Origin of the sequence: Natronococcus sp. A-GB7, from assembly GCF_029688865.1 — an archaeon.
Lineage (GTDB): Archaea > Halobacteriota > Halobacteria > Halobacteriales > Natrialbaceae > Natronococcus.
Genome location: NZ_JARUKV010000012.1, coordinates 80,501 through 95,740, shown reverse-complemented (window position 1 = coordinate 95,740; position 15,240 = coordinate 80,501). Strand labels below are relative to the sequence as shown.

At 67.2% G+C, this 15,240-nt stretch carries 17 protein-coding genes; 8 read left to right on the top strand and 9 right to left on the bottom strand.

All coding sequences use genetic code 11. The annotated features are described in order from the left end of the window. Positions 1–123 precede the first annotated feature (123 nt). Complete coding sequence (locus tag QA609_RS12640) at positions 124–681, bottom strand: KH domain-containing protein (RefSeq protein ID WP_005555138.1); 558 nt, start codon at positions 679–681, stop codon at positions 124–126. A gap of 89 nt (positions 682–770) precedes the next feature. On the opposite strand from QA609_RS12640, the gene QA609_RS12635 reads away from it, so the two are divergent. Continuing rightward, entirely contained in the window at positions 771–1,532 is a 762-nt protein-coding gene (locus QA609_RS12635; RefSeq protein ID WP_278302972.1) for a PAC2 family protein, read from the top strand. Positions 1,533–1,555: 23 nt separating this feature from the next. Here the strand turns inward: QA609_RS12635 and QA609_RS12630 are convergent, their stop codons facing one another. The 3 genes from QA609_RS12630 to rio1 form a co-directional block, all read right to left on the bottom strand. Next, positions 1,556–2,083, bottom strand: coding sequence for a hypothetical protein (locus tag QA609_RS12630; RefSeq protein ID WP_278302971.1), 528 nt, complete (start codon positions 2,081–2,083; stop codon positions 1,556–1,558). A gap of 48 nt (positions 2,084–2,131) precedes the next feature. Further along, positions 2,132–2,650, bottom strand: coding sequence for a YfcE family phosphodiesterase (locus tag QA609_RS12625; protein ID WP_278302970.1), 519 nt, complete (start codon positions 2,648–2,650; stop codon positions 2,132–2,134). Between the two features lie 65 nt (positions 2,651–2,715). Further along, a complete protein-coding gene (gene rio1, locus QA609_RS12620) occupies positions 2,716–3,585 on the bottom strand; it encodes a serine/threonine-protein kinase Rio1 (RefSeq protein WP_278302969.1) in 870 nt (289 codons plus the stop codon). Positions 3,586–3,771: 186 nt separating this feature from the next. On the opposite strand from rio1, the gene QA609_RS12615 reads away from it, so the two are divergent. The 4 genes from QA609_RS12615 (at position 3,772) to ligA (ending at position 8,187) form a co-directional block, all read left to right on the top strand. After that, the gene (locus QA609_RS12615; RefSeq protein WP_278302968.1) at positions 3,772–4,137 is read left to right on the top strand and encodes a 2Fe-2S iron-sulfur cluster-binding protein; all 366 of its coding nucleotides are present in this window, start codon (positions 3,772–3,774) and stop codon (positions 4,135–4,137) included. A 49-nt stretch (positions 4,138–4,186) separates the two neighbouring features. Continuing rightward, entirely contained in the window at positions 4,187–5,590 is a 1,404-nt protein-coding gene (locus tag QA609_RS12610; RefSeq protein ID WP_278302967.1) for a selenium-binding protein SBP56-related protein, read from the top strand. Beyond that, entirely contained in the window at positions 5,587–5,970 is a 384-nt protein-coding gene (locus tag QA609_RS12605) for a 2Fe-2S iron-sulfur cluster-binding protein (RefSeq protein WP_278302966.1), read from the top strand. The genes QA609_RS12610 and QA609_RS12605 overlap by 4 nt, the downstream gene beginning before the upstream one ends. Before the next feature lie 81 nt (positions 5,971–6,051). After that, positions 6,052–8,187, top strand: coding sequence for an NAD-dependent DNA ligase LigA (ligA, locus tag QA609_RS12600; protein WP_278302965.1), 2,136 nt, complete (start codon positions 6,052–6,054; stop codon positions 8,185–8,187). Between the two features lie 283 nt (positions 8,188–8,470). On the opposite strand, the gene QA609_RS12595 is transcribed toward ligA, so the two are convergent. The 4 genes from QA609_RS12595 to QA609_RS12580 form a co-directional block, all read right to left on the bottom strand. Continuing rightward, the gene (locus tag QA609_RS12595) at positions 8,471–9,469 is read right to left on the bottom strand and encodes a TRC40/GET3/ArsA family transport-energizing ATPase (protein WP_278302964.1); all 999 of its coding nucleotides are present in this window, start codon (positions 9,467–9,469) and stop codon (positions 8,471–8,473) included. Between the two features lie 95 nt (positions 9,470–9,564). Beyond that, complete coding sequence (locus tag QA609_RS12590) at positions 9,565–10,542, bottom strand: ABC transporter permease (RefSeq protein WP_278302963.1); 978 nt, start codon at positions 10,540–10,542, stop codon at positions 9,565–9,567. Continuing rightward, positions 10,539–11,459 carry an ABC transporter ATP-binding protein gene (locus QA609_RS12585; RefSeq protein WP_278302962.1) on the bottom strand — a complete coding sequence of 307 codons (921 nt, stop codon included), beginning with the start codon at positions 11,457–11,459 and terminating at the stop codon, positions 10,539–10,541. The genes QA609_RS12590 and QA609_RS12585 overlap by 4 nt, the downstream gene beginning before the upstream one ends. An 87-nt stretch (positions 11,460–11,546) precedes the next feature. Beyond that, entirely contained in the window at positions 11,547–11,804 is a 258-nt protein-coding gene (locus tag QA609_RS12580; protein WP_278302961.1) for a hypothetical protein, read from the bottom strand. A 150-nt stretch (positions 11,805–11,954) separates the two neighbouring features. Between QA609_RS12580 and QA609_RS12575 the strand changes: the two genes are divergently transcribed. Beyond that, complete coding sequence (locus QA609_RS12575) at positions 11,955–13,715, top strand: excinuclease ABC subunit C (RefSeq protein ID WP_278302960.1); 1,761 nt, start codon at positions 11,955–11,957, stop codon at positions 13,713–13,715. Between the two features lie 4 nt (positions 13,716–13,719). Here QA609_RS12575 and QA609_RS12570 read toward each other — a convergent pair whose 3' ends face one another. Beyond that, positions 13,720–14,196, bottom strand: a complete 477-nt coding sequence (locus QA609_RS12570; protein WP_278302959.1) for a hypothetical protein — start codon at positions 14,194–14,196, stop codon at positions 13,720–13,722. 166 nt (positions 14,197–14,362) lie between these two features. On the opposite strand from QA609_RS12570, the gene QA609_RS12565 reads away from it, so the two are divergent. Together QA609_RS12565 and QA609_RS12560 are read left to right on the top strand one after the other, a co-directional pair. Further along, positions 14,363–14,659, top strand: coding sequence for a translation initiation factor (locus QA609_RS12565; RefSeq protein ID WP_278302958.1), 297 nt, complete (start codon positions 14,363–14,365; stop codon positions 14,657–14,659). Between the two features lie 67 nt (positions 14,660–14,726). Continuing rightward, entirely contained in the window at positions 14,727–15,209 is a 483-nt protein-coding gene (locus tag QA609_RS12560) for a GNAT family N-acetyltransferase (RefSeq protein WP_278302957.1), read from the top strand. Positions 15,210–15,240: the final 31 nt, after the last annotated feature.

Below are 15,240 nucleotides of genomic sequence, written 5' to 3'. Positions count from 1 at the left end.
TCGCTATAGGATGACACAACCCCTCACACAACGGTTCAGTACGGGGATTCGGTACTGGCGCTCGTTCCACTATTTATATGCAACGAGCGCGACGAAAACACGTTTCGGCCGAAACGCGAGCGATCAGGATTCGCTACCGGGGTAGCGGTGGTACTGCATCCCCTGGTGTTTCATCTCGTTGTGGCGCTCCTCGAGGAACGAGTACACCGTTCCGTGGGGGGCACCGTCGAGCAGCATCTCGGCGGCGGTACGGACGGCGTCGACCTCCGGGGGAGTCCCGATCGCGCCGAGCGTCGAGCCGTAGATGACGACGTCGGCTCCCGACAGCTCCTCCATAAGCTCGCGGGTGCGGCCGTCCTCACCGATGAGCCGGCCCTTCTTGCGTTTCATGTCGTTTTTGTTGCGTGCGGCGGCGTCGATGTCGACGATGTCGAGTTGCATCATGTCGTCCTCGAGCAGCTGCAACGCCTCCTCTGGCGGAAAGCCGCGACCGATCGCGCGAACGATCTCGGGCCCCTTGAGGCCGCGAACGGGATCGCCGACGGTCTCGACGGCGACGGAACCGTTCTCCGAGTCGATGTCCAGACGGACCTCCGCCGCCGCCTCGATCTCGCGCATCGTCTCGCCGCCCTCACCGATGAGGACACCGATGCGGTCCTGCGGAATCTTCACGTGTTTCATGCCCTCCAGTATTCGCTCAGCGAGGTTAAGGTCTTGGTCCGATCCCGGCAACAAAACGATCTATACGGTCTCTCGACGTCTGGTACCCTATGGCAAGCGACCCACGGTACGAAGTATCTGTCCCGGACGATCGCACGCTCGAGGGAACGCTCCTCGTCGGCCTCTCGAACTTCGGGCTCGCGGGACTCACCGCGACGGACCACCTGCTCACCCAACTCGAGTTCGAGCAGGTAGGACACGTCCGATCCCGGAACCTGCCGACGGTTACCCCCTTCGAGGACGGAACGCCCAGGCGGCCGATACGCCTCTACGCGGCGGCCGATCACGACGTCTGCGTGCTCGTCAGCGAGGTCGTCGTTCCGGTGTGGGCCGCCGCCGCGTTCGCGGACGCCGTGGAGAATCTCGTCGCCTCGAGCGAACTCGAGGAGATCGCCCTCCTCCACGGCGTTCCGTTCCCCCACGGACCCGACGAACACGCGGTCTTCTTCGTCGCGACGCCCGAGTTCCGGGAGCGACGGCTCGAGGAAACCGAGCTCGAACCGCTTCGCGGCGGCGTCTTCGACGGCGTTCCGGCCGAGTTCACGAGCCGGAGTCTGGACGGCGAACTGCCGCCACTCGGGACGCTCGTCACGCCGATCCACCCGCCTGGACCGGACTTCGAGGCCGCCGTTCGATTCCTGGAGTTCCTCCGCGAGGGGTACGGGCTCGAGGTCGACGACCGACAGCTCCGCGAGCGATCGGAGTCGATGAACCGCTACTACGGCGAGCTCGCCGACCGCATCGAGACGCTCGAGTCGGAGAGAGGGAGCTCTGAGGAACGCCAGTTGCCGATGGATCGGATGTTCATGTGAAGAAGTCGCGACCCGGCGGGAGGTTACGGTCGGCGAGAGCGGGCGATCGACTCCCCGATCGCCGGAAGCGCGAGCATCGAACCCACCCCGACGACGATCGCCACGGCGACCGACAGCGCCGGGACCCCGACGGCGACTGCAACCGCGACGCCGCCGTAGGACGCGACGGCGAGGGCGGTGTTGTAGTGGACGAACCGAAGGGCGATCAGCGCCGGCGAGAACGTGAGCCAGCCGAGGGTCTCCGTTCCAAGCGGCCGAACCCATCCGCCACGAACGAGGGCGCCGACCAGCACCATGGTCAGCCAGGCGACGATCGCGGCCGCCGTCACCCCGTAGCTCGCCGTCGAGTCGGTCATCCCGACGAGCAGCAGTACCGGAAGTCCGATAATCGACACCTCGCCGAAGATCGACGTCAGGTCGTGGAGGAAACAGCCGAACCGGCTCTTCTCCAGATTGGCGATCGTTCCGTACCCGTACCACGACTGACGCTTTTGCGTGTAGGCGGGACGGGTCCGCCGGCCGGGTGTCCGCTTGCGCCGGTCTCTGCTCATACCGGTGCTAACGGTCACCACCGATAAATAGCCCGTGACTCCCGCCAGTTACCGGTCGTCGGACGACCCGGCGACCGAGCGGAACCGCACCGACTCCGAGAGCGTGTCGACGATCGCAACCGTCCGGTGTTCGTCGTCGACGGTCGGGAACTGCGCCCCGGGATTGAGCAGCGTCGTACGGCCCGATTCGGTGTGCTCACGCCGGTGGTGGTGACCGTAGCAGACGAAGTCGTACGTCTCGGCTGCAGCGAGTGCTTCGACCTCCGCCTTCGACTCCCCGTGAAGCACCCCAAAGGAGAGCCCGTCGAACTCGAGCGTGGCGAACCGTCCGTGGAGTTCGCTTCCCTCGCCGAGGGCGTCGAACGTCGCCTCGAGGCCCGAGATTTCGCCGTCGTTGTTCCCGAGAACGCCGTGAAGCTCGAGTCCCTCGAACGCCGAGAGCAGGGGCGGGGCGACGAAGTCGCCGCAGTGGATGACGACCTCGACGCCCTCCTCTTCGAAAATTTCGGCTGCGCGCTCGGCCGCCGCGACGTTGTCGTGGGTGTCGGAGACGATCCCGATGATCATACGTGAAGAACCGCCGCCGAGTAACTAAGACGTTCGGGGACCGGTAACGTGGTCGGTGCGAGCGGTCAGTCTCGAGACGGATCCGGTTCCGGATTGGTGACGAACTCGAGCAGCTCGTCGGGATCGGTCTCGACGCCCTGCCGAGAGAAGAAGTTCGCGACGTTCTCGCAGTCGCGCTCGAGGAAGTTCCGGCTGTTGGGATGGTGAACGGTGACGGCCTGGCCGAGGTCGATGACAACGAGCTGGCCTTCGTGGAAGACGACGTTGTACTCGCTCAGGTCGCCGTGGACGATCCCCGCCGAGTAGAGCCGGCGCATGTACTCGCGCATGACTCCGTAGGCGGTCTCGGGGTTCTCGATGTGGACTTCGCCGAGTCGCTTCGCGCGCCCGTCCCCGTTGCCGATGTACTCCATCACGAGGACGTTCCGCTCGGTCGCGATCGGCTCCGGCACACGAACACCCGCTTTCTTCGCCCGCCTGAGGTTCGCCAGCTCCTTTTTCGTCCAGGCGAGCACGACGTCCTTCTTTTTGCCGCCCAGTCCCTCGAAGCGCGGGTCGCCCTCGAGGTAATCTCGCATCTGGCGGAAGTTCGAGGCGTTGATGCGGTAGACCTTGACGGCGACCTCGCGGTCGTCGCCCAGGGCGTGGTAGACGTTCGCCTCCTTGCCGGTCGACAGCGGTCCCCCGAACGCCTCGACGTACCCGTCCTGAACGAGCTTGTACAGCGCCGCCAGCGTCGCGTCGTCGAACACCGACTGCTCGACCTTGAACTGGTCGGCGTCCTTGATCCGCTCCTCGAACTGCTCGAACTTCCGGTCGCGCTTGCGGGCGATCCGATCGGCCTCGGTGTCCGAGACGTCGATCTCCTCCCACTCGTCCCCTGGCGTGTCGACCTCCTCGAGGTCGACCAGCCCGTACTCCGATCCCTGTTCCATCTGTCGGCGTCTACGGAGTCGGTGCGGGTAAAGACTGGGTATCGGCGGACCGCCGCCGAACCCGATTCCAACCTCGAACCGACCGCGTCGAACGGCCGGTCGGGACGGCTCTACGTTTTTCCGCTCGCGGGGCATACCGTCCTCCATGGACCGCCCAGGCGAACGTCGACCGACGAGAGGCAAGCGATGAGCGGCCACGACGTCACGCTCGAGTGGCCAGACGGCCGGAGCGAAACAGTAGCAGTCGATCCACAGGAGACGGTCCTCGAGGCGGCCCTGCGCGAGGGGATCCGGCTTCCGTACGACTGTCGGAAGGGAACCTGCACGGCCTGCGTGGGGCGGGTGCGCTCCGTCGATGGAAGTCGGGACGAGAGCGACGAGTCGCCCGACGCCGCGAGCGCCGTCGACTACCGGCGCCCGCCACGGGCGCTCGAGGAGTCCGATCGAGCCGACGGCTACGCGCTGCTGTGTATCGCCCACCCTCGGGCCGACTGTTGCATCGAGGTCGGTCCGATGGTTCGCAGCCAGCTCGGCGACAGTCCCTGGGGATAGTCCCCCGGTCGTGGGCAGCTTTATGCCCACGTTCGTGGTACGTCCGGCCATGAGTGATGCTGACACCCCTACCGACGCCGAACCGAGTCACGACCACGAGCATCACGGCCACGAGGGACCGGGGTACGCGACCCCCCAGGCGGCCCTCGAGGAGGGTGAGCGCGAGGAGCTCGCCTACGTGATGAGCCTCTACACCGGGACCGATATCGACGAACCCGACTTCGTCGCCGTCGTCGACCTCGATCCCGACTCCGAGACCTACTGCGAGATCGTCGACCGCCTCGAGATGCCCGAAAAGGGCGACGAGCTCCACCACTTCGGGTGGAACGCCTGCTCGTCGTCGTGTCACGTCGAGGGCCTCGAGCGCCGACACCTGATCGTTCCGGGCCAGCGCTCCTCGCGCATTCACGTCGTCGACACGAAGGACCGGCGCAACCCCGAGCTGGTCGAGGTAATCGAGCCCGAGGAGGTCTTCGAGTACGACCTCTCGGCGCCCCACACCGTTCACTGTGTCCCCGACGGGAAGATCATCATCAGCATGCTCGGCGACGCCGACGGCGAGCTCCCGGGGGGCTTTCTCGAACTGAACGACGACTTCGAGATCGAAGGCCGCTGGGAGCCGCCGGGCGAGATCGAGATGAACTACGACTACTGGTACCAGCCCCGCCAGAACGTGATGGTCTCGACGGAGTGGGCCGCGCCGGAGACGTACTACCCGGGGTTCGACCTCGAGGACGTCGAGGACGGGAAGTACGGCCGACGGCTGCACTTCTGGGACTGGGAGAACGGGACCGTCGAGCAGACGATCGATCTCGGCGAGGAAGGCCAGATTCCCTTGGAGGTCCGCTTTCTCCATACGCCCGAGTCGACCCACGGCTTCGTCGGGGCGGCGCTGTCGTCGAACATCTTCCACTTCTGGTACGACACCGAGGCCGGCGAGTACCGCGCCGAGAAGGCGATCGACTTCGAGGCCCGCGAGCACGAGGACTGGGAGATGCCCGTCCCGCCGCTGACGACGGACATCCTGATCTCGATGGACGACCGCTACCTGTTCGGCTCGAACTGGCTCCACGGCGAGCTGTGGATGTACGACATCTCCGACCCCGCGAACCCGCGACGGGCCGACTCGCTCTCGGTCGGGGGCACCTTCGGCGACGTCCAGGAAGTACAGGGTCGCGAACTGGCGGCCGGCACGCAGATGATCCAGCTCAGCCTCGACGGCGAGCGCCTGTACTGGACGACCTCGCTGTTCTCGACGTGGGACGACCAGTTCTACCCCGAGGAGGCCGAAAAGGGGTCGGTGATGCTGAAGGCCGACGTCGACCCCCGGAACGGCACCCTCGAGCTCGACGAGGACTTCCTCGTCGACTGGGGCGACTGTCCGAAGGGGCCGGCCCGCGCCCACGAGATCCGCTGGCCCGACGGCGACTGCACCAGCGACGTCTGGCAGTGACCGAAACGTACGCGGTCACCGTCGAACAACCCGACGGCTCCAGCCGGACCGTCGCGGTCCGGGCCAACGAGACGGTCCTCGAGGCGAGCGAGCGGACCGAGCGGACGGTTCCCTTCGGCTGTCGAACCGGGGCCTGTGGAACCTGCGCGGGACGCCTGCTCGAGGTCGACGAAGCGGGAGACGATGGAGATGGCGACGCGACCGACGGATCGGCAGGTGTCGCGGACGCATTCGAGTACCGCCGCGAACCGCGAGCGTTGAAACCACGCCACCGTGAGGCGGGGTACGTCCTGTTGTGTATCGCTCTTCCGCGGGCTGACTGTCGGGTTGCCGTCGGCTCGAGGGCTCGACGCGACCTCGTCGACAACCCCTGGAAGTAGCCGGACTCGCCTCCCTCGAGTGCGCTCTGCGAACGACGTCAGTAACGTTAACGGAGCCGCGGCGTAACCCTCGAGCAACGAATGTCTCTCGCCGACGAGAACGCCGACGAACAGAACCCGTACCTCCGGGATCCGCCGACCGACTTCGCATCGATCGAGGACCTCACGGAGGACGAAGCGAAACGGCAGGTCCGGCTGCTCCGCGAGGCCGTCCGCGAGCACGACCGCCGCTACTACGTCGAGAACGATCCCGTCGTTGCGGACCGAACGTACGACGCGCTGTTCGCGAGACTGCAGGAACTCGAGGACGCCTTCGACCTCGCCAGTCCCGACAGCCCGACCAGAAGCGTCGGCGGCGAGCCCATCGAGGCGTTCGAGACCGTCGAACACGTTACCCCGATGCTCTCGATCGACCAGAGCGGGGACGAGGAAGACGTCCGGGAGTTCGACGACCGGGTACAGCGCGAGGTCGGCGCGGTCGACTACGTCTGTGAACCCAAGTTCGACGGCGTCTCGATGGAGTTCGTCTACGAGGACGGCCGCCTCGAGCGGGCGGTCACCCGCGGCGACGGCCGCGAGGGCGACGACGTGACGAAGAACGCCCGCACCATCGGCTCCGTGCCCCAGAAGCTCCACGGCGACCACCCCGAGTTCCTCGCGGTGCGCGGCGAGGTCTACATGCCCAAGGACGCCTTCCAGGAGCACAACCGCGAACGGATCGAGCGCGGCGAGGAACCCTTCGCCAACCCGCGGAACGCGACAGCCGGGACGATCCGTCAGCTCGACCCCTCGGTGGTCGCCGATCGGCCCCTCGAGGTCTTCTACTTCGACGTGCTCGAGGCCAGCGATCTCGCAGAGAGCCACCAGGAGGAGCTCGAGCGCTTCCCCGAGTGGGGGCTGCGGGTAACCGAGCACGTCGAGATCGTCGAGAGCGCGGAGCAACGCTCCGCGGATCAGTCGAGCGGCGACCAGCCGCAAGACGCGATCGAGGATGCGATCGCGTACCGCGACCGCATGCTCGAGGCCCGCGACGACCTCGCATACGAGATCGACGGCACCGTCATCAAGGTCGACGACCGCGAGGCCCGCGAGGAGCTCGGGCGGACGGCTCGCCACGACCGCTACGCCTTCGCCTACAAGTTCCCGGCCCGCGCGGAGGTGACGCCGATCGCCGACGTCGCCGTCCAGATCGGACGGACGGGGCGGGTAACCCCCGTCGCCCTGCTCGAGCCGGTCGACGTCGGCGGCGTCACCGTCTCGCGGGCGAGCCTGCACAACCCCGAGGAGATCGCCGAAAAGAACGTCAACATCGGCGACACGGTTCGCGTGCAACGGGCGGGCGACGTCATCCCCTACGTCGAGGAGGTCGTCGAGAAGGGAAGCGAGGGTCACTACGAGCTGCCCGACCACTGTCCGGTCTGTGACAGCGCCATCGAGCGCGACGGCCCGATGGCCTTCTGTACGGGCGGCCTCGCCTGCGACGCTCAACTGCGTCGGTCGATCGAGTACTACGCCAGTGACGACGGGCTCGACCTCGAGGGACTGGGCGAGAAGAGCGTCCGCCAGCTCGTCGACGCCGGCCTGCTCGAGTCCGTCGCGGATCTCTACGAGCTCGAGCGCGAGGAGCTCACCGCGCTCGAGGGGTGGGGTGAGCAAAGCGCCGCGAACCTGCTCGCGGAGATCGAGGCCGGCCGCGAGCCCCCGCTCGCGGAGTTCCTGTCGGCGCTGGGCATCCCCCACGTCGGGCCGACCACCGCCCGGGAGCTGGCCCGCGAGTTCGGGAGCTTCGATGCGGTTCGAGAGGCCGCCGAGGACGACCCCGAGTCCCTCGAGGGCGTCGACGACGTCGGGGAGACCGTCGCCGAACAGATCCACGACTTCTTCTCGAGCGAGGCCAACGCGGCGGCGGTCGACGCCGTCCTCGAGCACGTTTCCCCGCAGGAGTCGGAACTCGACGCCGGCGGTGACGAACTCGAGGGACTGACGTTCGTCTTTACCGGTTCGCTCGAGGACGTCACGCGGAGCGAGGCCCAGGAGACCGTCGAGGCCCACGGCGCGAACGCGACGGGCAGCGTCTCCGGAAACACGGACTACCTCGTTATCGGCGAGAGCCCGGGACAGACGAAGCTCGACGACGCCGAAGCGGAGGACGTGCCAGTGCTCGACGAGGACGAGTTCCGAGAACTGCTCGCGGAGCGGGGGATCGGGCTCGAGTGATCGAAACTGGAGGACACATCGGCGGTGGCGCGTGCCGTCTCGCGATGAACGGCAGTGAATGGCGGGACGAAGCCGCGCGAGGTCTTCGTGAGTGACACGAGCGAACGACTCGACAGAGCACGCTCTGCTAGTTGATGAGCGCGGAGCGTAGCGACCGAAGCGAATCGACTGGGGAGGACGTGGAAACCCGTGTGTTCGTGCGAGCGGGATCATCTGTTCCCGTCGGCCAGACGCATACTGCGACTCGAGGTCAGGGGGAGAAGACGGTGACAGGGTTCTTCGCCTACTCCTCGGGTAGCCGGTCGGCGATCGACCGCACCGCCTCGAGCCCCTGCACCTCGCCCTCCCGCTCCGGGAGCGTCACGACCTCGAGCTCGGGGAACGTCTCGCGGATCTCGGCCACGCGCTCGGTGTGTCGCTCGTAGCGCGACCGACAGCGCGAACAGTCGTCCTCGGGATCCTCGAAGACGCGGTTCACGACGAGACGATCGACCCGAACCCCCGCCTCCCGAAGTTTCTCGACGAGGCGCTCGGATTCGGCGATGGCCATCCCCTCGGGCGTGAGGACGACCCGGAACTCCGTCCGTTCGGTGTCGAGCAGCAGCTCCTGAGCACGCTCGAGGCGCTCCCGGAACGCCTCGAGGTCGGCCCCGTCGTCGCCGCCCCCGAACATCGACATCGGGCCCAGCACCGCCGAGCGGGCCGCGGTCCCGATCCGTCTGGCCTGCCCGCGCAGCGAGCCGAGCGTCTCGAGAAACGGGCCCGCCACCGCAGGCGTGTCGAACAGCCGCAGCGTGTGGCCCGTCGGCGCGGTGTCGAAGACGACGACGTCCCAGTCGCCCGAGTCGACGTACTCCACTAGAAGGTCGAGCGCGGCGATCTCGTCGCCCCCCGCCGGCGTCCCCGCGGCGAAGATCCGCTCGACCTCGTCGTCGTCGAGCCGAATGCCCGCGCTGCGCAGGTCGGCGGCGAGCGCCCGCGCGAGCTCCTCGTAGCGCTCCTGGCGCGTCTCGGGGTCGATCTCGGCGGCCCAGAGGTCGGCGCTCTCCTCGAGTTCGGCCTCGCCGTCGGAGTCGGTCTCGAGGGCGGGTTCGGGTCCTCGCTCGAGTTTGCGGGGCTCGGGGCCGAGGTCGGCCTCGAGGGAGTCCGACAGCGAGTGTGCGGGATCCGTCGAGACGACGAGCGTCTTCCGTCCACCGTCAGCCAACCGAGTCGCCGTCGCGGCCGCGCAGGTCGTCTTGCCGACGCCGCCCTTGCCGCCGTAGAAGATACAGTCGGTCATTCGATCACGAGTACTGGGGACGGAACCCTAAGTATCCCGTCACGACGGCGAGAAAGTCTCGAAAACGAATGCTTCGGAGACGAGATCGTGCTCGCTCAGAGGTCGACTCGGTCGAACCGGTAGAGTGCGACGGCGATCGGAACGACGATCCAGAACACCAGGATCAGGAGCGCGAACCAGTCCTGCAGGAAGAAGGGGAGTTCGCCGCCGAACATCTCCTCGTTGAGCTGAGCCTGGAGCTCGATCATGTCGGTGTCCGTGACCAGTGTCAGCGTTCGGCCGTAGGCCTCCCCGGGATCGAGGTTCACGACGAAGTACACCCAGTCGGGGAGCCGCTCGAGTTCGACCTCCTGGCCCTGAACCTCGGTCGTGTAGCTAATCGTGTCGAAGAACGGAATCCCCCGATCGGCCAGCAGCGACGCGACCGACGTCAGCGCGTTCCAGACCACGTAAAAGAGGATGAAGACGCCGAACATCGCCGCACCGGCGACCGTCGTCGACCGGGTCAGCGAGGACAGGGAGACAGCGATACTCGTGTACGCGATCCCGTAGACGATCGAAACCGCGAGCAGGCCGATGTAGTCACCGACGTCGAACCCGCCGAGCAGAACGGCGACGACGACGGCCGCGAGGACGAACCCGAGGGTCAGCGACAGCGATAGCACGGCCGAGCGCCCCAGTAGCTTGCCCAGCAGGACGTCCTTCCGGGAGTGTGGCAGGGAGAGCAAGATCTTGATGCTACCGGACTCGCGCTCGCCGGCGATAGCCTTCCATCCCAACACGAGCGCGATCAGCGGGATGATCAGCCGCGTGATCTCGCTGACGAAGCCGACGAGTACGTCCGTCGTCGCTCCCTGTGCGGCGAGATCCTCGCCGAAGTAGGAGACGACGCCCGTCGTCGCGACCAGCAGCGTGAAGAAGAAGAGACTCAGTCCCCAGAACAGCCACGAGCGGACCGAGTCCTGGAAGTCCTTCTTCGCGACGGCACGGACGCTCTCGAGGGTGATCGAACTCGAGGGCGCCGTCGTTCCGCGGTCGGCCGTTCCGGTTTCCGTCTCGGACTCGGTACTCATCGGGCACCCACCTCCGTCGTATAGGACTGGAAGACCTCCTCGAGCGACGCCTCGGAGGTCGAGAAGTCACGGACCTCGAGGCCCTGATTCTCGAGCTCGGAGAGCACGTCCGTCTTCGAGCCGTCGACCCGGACCGCGAGCGTCGGCGGCGCCTCGCTCTCGACGGTCGCTTCGGAGACGTCGGGCAGCGAGCGGACCGCCTCGACGGCATCGTCGTCGAGCCGGTCGACCGTGACACGCAACACCGTCCCGTCGCTGACCGACTCCCGCAGGCCCGCGACGGAGTCGACGGCGACCATCTCGCCCTCGCGGAGGATGCCGACGCGGTCACAGACGGCCTCGACCTGCTCCATGATATGACTCGAGAAGAAGACCGTCGCGCCCCGTTCGCTCTCCTGGCGGACGATCTCGCGCATCTCTCGAGCACCGTTTGGATCGAGCCCGGTCGAGGGTTCGTCCAGGATGAGGAGCTCGGGATCGCCGACGAGCGCCATCGCGAGCATGAGCCGCTGGGCCATCCCCTTCGAGTAGCCGCCGGCCTTCTTGTCGATCGCGTCGGCGAGATCGACCCGCTCGAGCAACCGTTCGGGGTCGTCGTCGACGCCCTTCGAGTCCATCGCGAACTCGAGGTGTTGCCGGGCGGTGAGTCGCTCGTAGGTTCGGTACCCCTCGGGGAGGACCCCGGTCCGCGAGCGGATCTCGCGGCTGTGGGTCTGTGCGTCGAGCCCGAGCACCTCGACTCGTCCCGCCGTCGGGCGGACGAAATCCAGGAGGACGTTGATCGTCGTCGACTTGCCGGCCCCGTTCGGGCCGAGGAAGCCGAACACCTCACCCTCCTCGACCTCGAAGGAGAGATCGTCGAGTGCGAGGGTCTGACCGTACGTTTTGGTCAGCCCGTCGACCGTGATAGCGGGCATGGTTGGTGGCCGAGTGAAGACACCGTTTCCCGATAAGGATTGCCACTCGGCGTAATATTCCCTTCCGGATCCGTGAAAAATGCCGAATCAGATCGGCTCGTCGGGATCGTAGTTCGACGCGGTTCGATCGGCCTCCGTCGCGTACCGGTCGCGGGTCTCCTCGTCCGCGACGGCCTCGAGCTGGTCGGGCGTGAGTCCCTTCGCGGCCGTCACCCCTGACGCGGCCGACGCAGCCAGCTCCCGGCGGTAGATCGACTCGCCGTCGGGCGTCGCGTACGTCAGCGTTACCAGCCCCTTGTCGTCGTACTCGCGCTCGACCAGCCAGCAGCGGATCTCCTCGCTCATACCCTGACGTGGACGGTCCACCACCGAGAAAGTACCGCGTCCGTTTCGGCGGTCGGCTCGAGCCGACTCCGAGTCGGACCGAGCGACGAGCCCGCCGTCCGTCGACCGCGAGGAGTCAGGCTGAAACCCCTCGCCGACCTAGGCCCGCCGATGAACGCCGAGGGGGTTCGCGAGCGCGCGACGTCGTTGCCGCGGGAGCCGGGCGTCTACCAGTTCCGGGCCGACGGGACGACGCTGTACGTCGGGAAGGCGGTCGATCTCCGAAGCCGGGTTCGCTCCTACGCCGACCCGCGGAGCGCCCGCATTCGACGGATGGTCGACCGCGCAGACGGGATCGAGATCGCCGTCACCGACACCGAGACCCAGGCCCTGCTGCTCGAGGCGAACCTCATCAAGCGCCACCAGCCCCGGTACAACGTCCGACTCAAGGACGACAAATCCTACCCGATGGTCCAGCTTACGGACCACGAGGCGCCGCGGATCGAGATCACGCGCGACCCCAACGAGTCGGCGACCGTCTTCGGCCCCTACACCAACAAACGCCAGGTCGAGACCGTCGTCAAGGCCCTGCGGGAGACCTACGGGGTCAGGGGGTGTTCGGACCACAAGTACTCCGGGCGGGATCGACCGTGTCTCGACTACGAGATGGGGCTCTGTACCGCCCCCTGCACCCGCGAGATCGATCTCGAGAGCTACGACGAGGACGTCACCGCCGTCGAACGGTTCCTCGAGGGCGAAACCGGAATCCTCGCGGACCCGCTGCGCCGGGAGATGGAGGCCGCCGCCCAGGACCAGAACTTCGAGCGCGCGGCGAACCTGCGGGACCGCCTCGAAACCGTCGAGGCGTTCCACGGCGAGGGCGGCGAGGCCGTCCAGTCGGCCGACGACGAGCGCGCGGTCGACGTCCTCGGCGTGGCGATCGAGGGCGGGGACGCGACGGTCGCCCGCCTGCGGGCCGAGAACGGCAAACTCGTCGACCGGGACCGACACACGATGGAGGCGCCCGGCGCCGAACCCGGCGACGGGATCGCTGCCGACTCCGGAGGCGTCCCCGCCGTTCTCGCGGCCTTCCTCGTCCAGTACTACGCCGAACGGGACCTCCCCGACGCCCTCCTGCTCCCCGAACGCCACGGCGACAACGAGGTCGCAGCCTGGCTCGAGGCCGAGGGGGTCTCGGTTCGGGTTCCGGGTGCGGGCCGCGAAGCGAAGCTCGTCGACCTCGCGCTCAAGAACGCCCGACGAAACGTCGGCGGACGCGACGAGTGTGCCATGCTCGCCGACGCCCTCGAGATCGAGTCGGCCGGGCGGGTCGAGGGGTTCGACGTGAGTCACGCCCAGGGGAAGTTCGCGGTGGGAAGCGACGTCACCTTCGTCGACGGCAACGCCGAGAAGGCCGACTACCGCCGGAAGAAACTCACTGACGAGAACGACGACTACGCGAACATGAAGGCGTTACTCGAGTGGCGCGCCCGCCGGGCCGTCGAGGGCCGAGACGACCGACCCGACCCCGACCTGCTGTTGATCGACGGCGGCGAGGGCCAGCTCGAGGCAGCCCGCGAGGCGCTCGAGGACGTCGGCTGGGACGTGCCCGCCGTGGCGCTCGCGAAGGCCGAGGAGCGCGTGGTGACGCCCGACCGGAGTCTGTCGTGGCCGGACGACGCGCCACACCTCCACCTCCTCCAGCGGGTTCGGGACGAGGCTCACCGCTTTGCGGTCCAGTACCATCAGACGATCCGCGACGACGTCTCGACGGTGCTCGACGACGTGCCCGGAATCGGCCCCGAGACGCGCAAGCGACTGCTCGGTCGGTTCGGCAGCGTCGAGAACGTTCGCGAAGCGAGTTCGGAGGACCTCCAGAGCGTCTCCGGAGTCGGCGAGAAGACGGCAGAGACGATCAAATCACGACTGTAGGTCGTCAGTAGCGTATCGCGGCGTCGAGGATCCCGGCGGTCTGTCCGAGGCCGACCGCGACGAGCCCCGCGACCGCGATCGGATCGGTGGCCGCGGTGACGCCGATCGCGTACGCGACCGCGCCCAGACCGCAGGCCGCCGCGCCGCCGAGGTAGATCCACGCGCCGTTCGGGACGCGACGACCGGTATCGATGAAGCCGACGGCCGGGAGAGCCATCCAGCCGAACAGCGCGATCGCCTGGAGGGGGTCTGCGACGGGCTCGAGCAGGAATCCCGCCGTTCCACACAGCGTCACGAGCAGGCCGACGACGATGAGACGCCACCAGACGAGCAGCGTTCCGTGACGCATGTCCGACCGACCGGTCACGGCGAACAGGGCCAGCAGCGTGCTCATGACGACGTGTGCGATGAACAGCGTCCGAACGGCGACGACGCCGAGGTGCGCTGCGACGACGAACGTCCAGGCGAGCGGTACCAACATCGGCGGTCCGAGTTCGCGGGCGCGACGGAGCACGGTGGAGAGTCGTGTTCCGTCCGTATGAACCGTCGGGCCTCGAGCGTCGGACAGCGAGGATGTCGATCCCGACGACCGGTGGTCGGGCCGATCGGGGGACAGGGTTTTGCGCTCCGGGCCCGATTGGAACTACGTGTCAAACGACGACTCGATCGACGACCTGCTGGACGAACTCGACAGCCACGGCGACCTCGAGGCAGCCGAACAGCTGCTGTCGATCCGAATGGAGAAACGACGGTACGGAAAACCGGTAACGATCGTCGAGGGGTTCGACCTGCCGGACGCCGAGATCAAGTCGATCGCCTCCGACCTCAAATCGTCGGTTGGAACCGGCGGCACCGTCGACGAGGGACGGATCGAGCTCCAGGGCGACCACCGCGACCGAGCGCCCGAACTCCTTCGCGAACACGGGTTCGACGTCGAAACGTAACCGGGATTGCACCGGTACAACTCGAGTTGCGAGTACACCTTTGGTCCTCGCTATCGTAGCGCGCGGCATGGATATCAGACCGGCGACGGCCGACGACCGCGAATCGCTTCGCGAACTCGCCCGCGAGACCTGGCACGACACCTACGACGAGCTCTCGAGCGACGTTATCGACGAGACGATCGACGACTGGTACGGCGACGAGGAGCTCGAACGAGCGCTCTCGGAGCCCGGAACAGCGGTGCTCGTCGCTGAGGCCGACGGCGAGATCGCCGGGTTCGCTCATGGCGTCGTGCAGGGCGAGGAGGGCGACGTCCTGCGGATGTACGTCCACCCTGACCACCAGCGCGAGGGAGTCGGAACGGCGCTCCACGACCGACTCCGCGAGGATCTGGAGGACTTCAACATGAGCCGGATGCGAGCGATCGATCTCGCCTCGAACGAGGGGGGTCGGGCGTTCTACGAGGAGCTCGGCTTCGAGCGGACCGGCGAGGGCGAGGTCGAGATCGGTGGTGAGATGCGTCAGGAGGTGGTGTACACGCTCGAGCTGTAGCGCCGCCTGATTCGCTTAAAAGGGGGCTTGC

Bases quoted from the DNA above. Each gene is read 5' to 3' on its own strand.
- QA609_RS12640 (WP_005555138.1), bottom strand. From the start codon at position 681: ATGAAACACGTGAAGATTCCGCAGGACCGCATCGGTGTCCTCATCGGT.
- QA609_RS12635 (WP_278302972.1), top strand. From the start codon at position 771: ATGGCAAGCGACCCACGGTACGAAGTATCTGTCCCGGACGATCGCACG.
- QA609_RS12630 (WP_278302971.1), bottom strand. From the start codon at position 2,083: ATGAGCAGAGACCGGCGCAAGCGGACACCCGGCCGGCGGACCCGTCCC.
- QA609_RS12625 (WP_278302970.1), bottom strand. From the start codon at position 2,650: ATGATCATCGGGATCGTCTCCGACACCCACGACAACGTCGCGGCGGCC.
- rio1 (WP_278302969.1), bottom strand. From the start codon at position 3,585: ATGGAACAGGGATCGGAGTACGGGCTGGTCGACCTCGAGGAGGTCGAC.
- QA609_RS12615 (WP_278302968.1), top strand. From the start codon at position 3,772: ATGAGCGGCCACGACGTCACGCTCGAGTGGCCAGACGGCCGGAGCGAA.
- QA609_RS12610 (WP_278302967.1), top strand. From the start codon at position 4,187: ATGAGTGATGCTGACACCCCTACCGACGCCGAACCGAGTCACGACCAC.
- ligA (WP_278302965.1), top strand. From the start codon at position 6,052: ATGTCTCTCGCCGACGAGAACGCCGACGAACAGAACCCGTACCTCCGG.
- QA609_RS12595 (WP_278302964.1), bottom strand. From the start codon at position 9,469: ATGACCGACTGTATCTTCTACGGCGGCAAGGGCGGCGTCGGCAAGACG.
- QA609_RS12590 (WP_278302963.1), bottom strand. From the start codon at position 10,542: ATGAGTACCGAGTCCGAGACGGAAACCGGAACGGCCGACCGCGGAACG.
- QA609_RS12585 (WP_278302962.1), bottom strand. From the start codon at position 11,459: ATGCCCGCTATCACGGTCGACGGGCTGACCAAAACGTACGGTCAGACC.
- QA609_RS12580 (WP_278302961.1), bottom strand. From the start codon at position 11,804: ATGAGCGAGGAGATCCGCTGCTGGCTGGTCGAGCGCGAGTACGACGAC.
- QA609_RS12575 (WP_278302960.1), top strand. From the start codon at position 11,955: ATGAACGCCGAGGGGGTTCGCGAGCGCGCGACGTCGTTGCCGCGGGAG.
- QA609_RS12570 (WP_278302959.1), bottom strand. From the start codon at position 14,196: ATGTTGGTACCGCTCGCCTGGACGTTCGTCGTCGCAGCGCACCTCGGC.
- QA609_RS12560 (WP_278302957.1), top strand. From the start codon at position 14,727: ATGGATATCAGACCGGCGACGGCCGACGACCGCGAATCGCTTCGCGAA.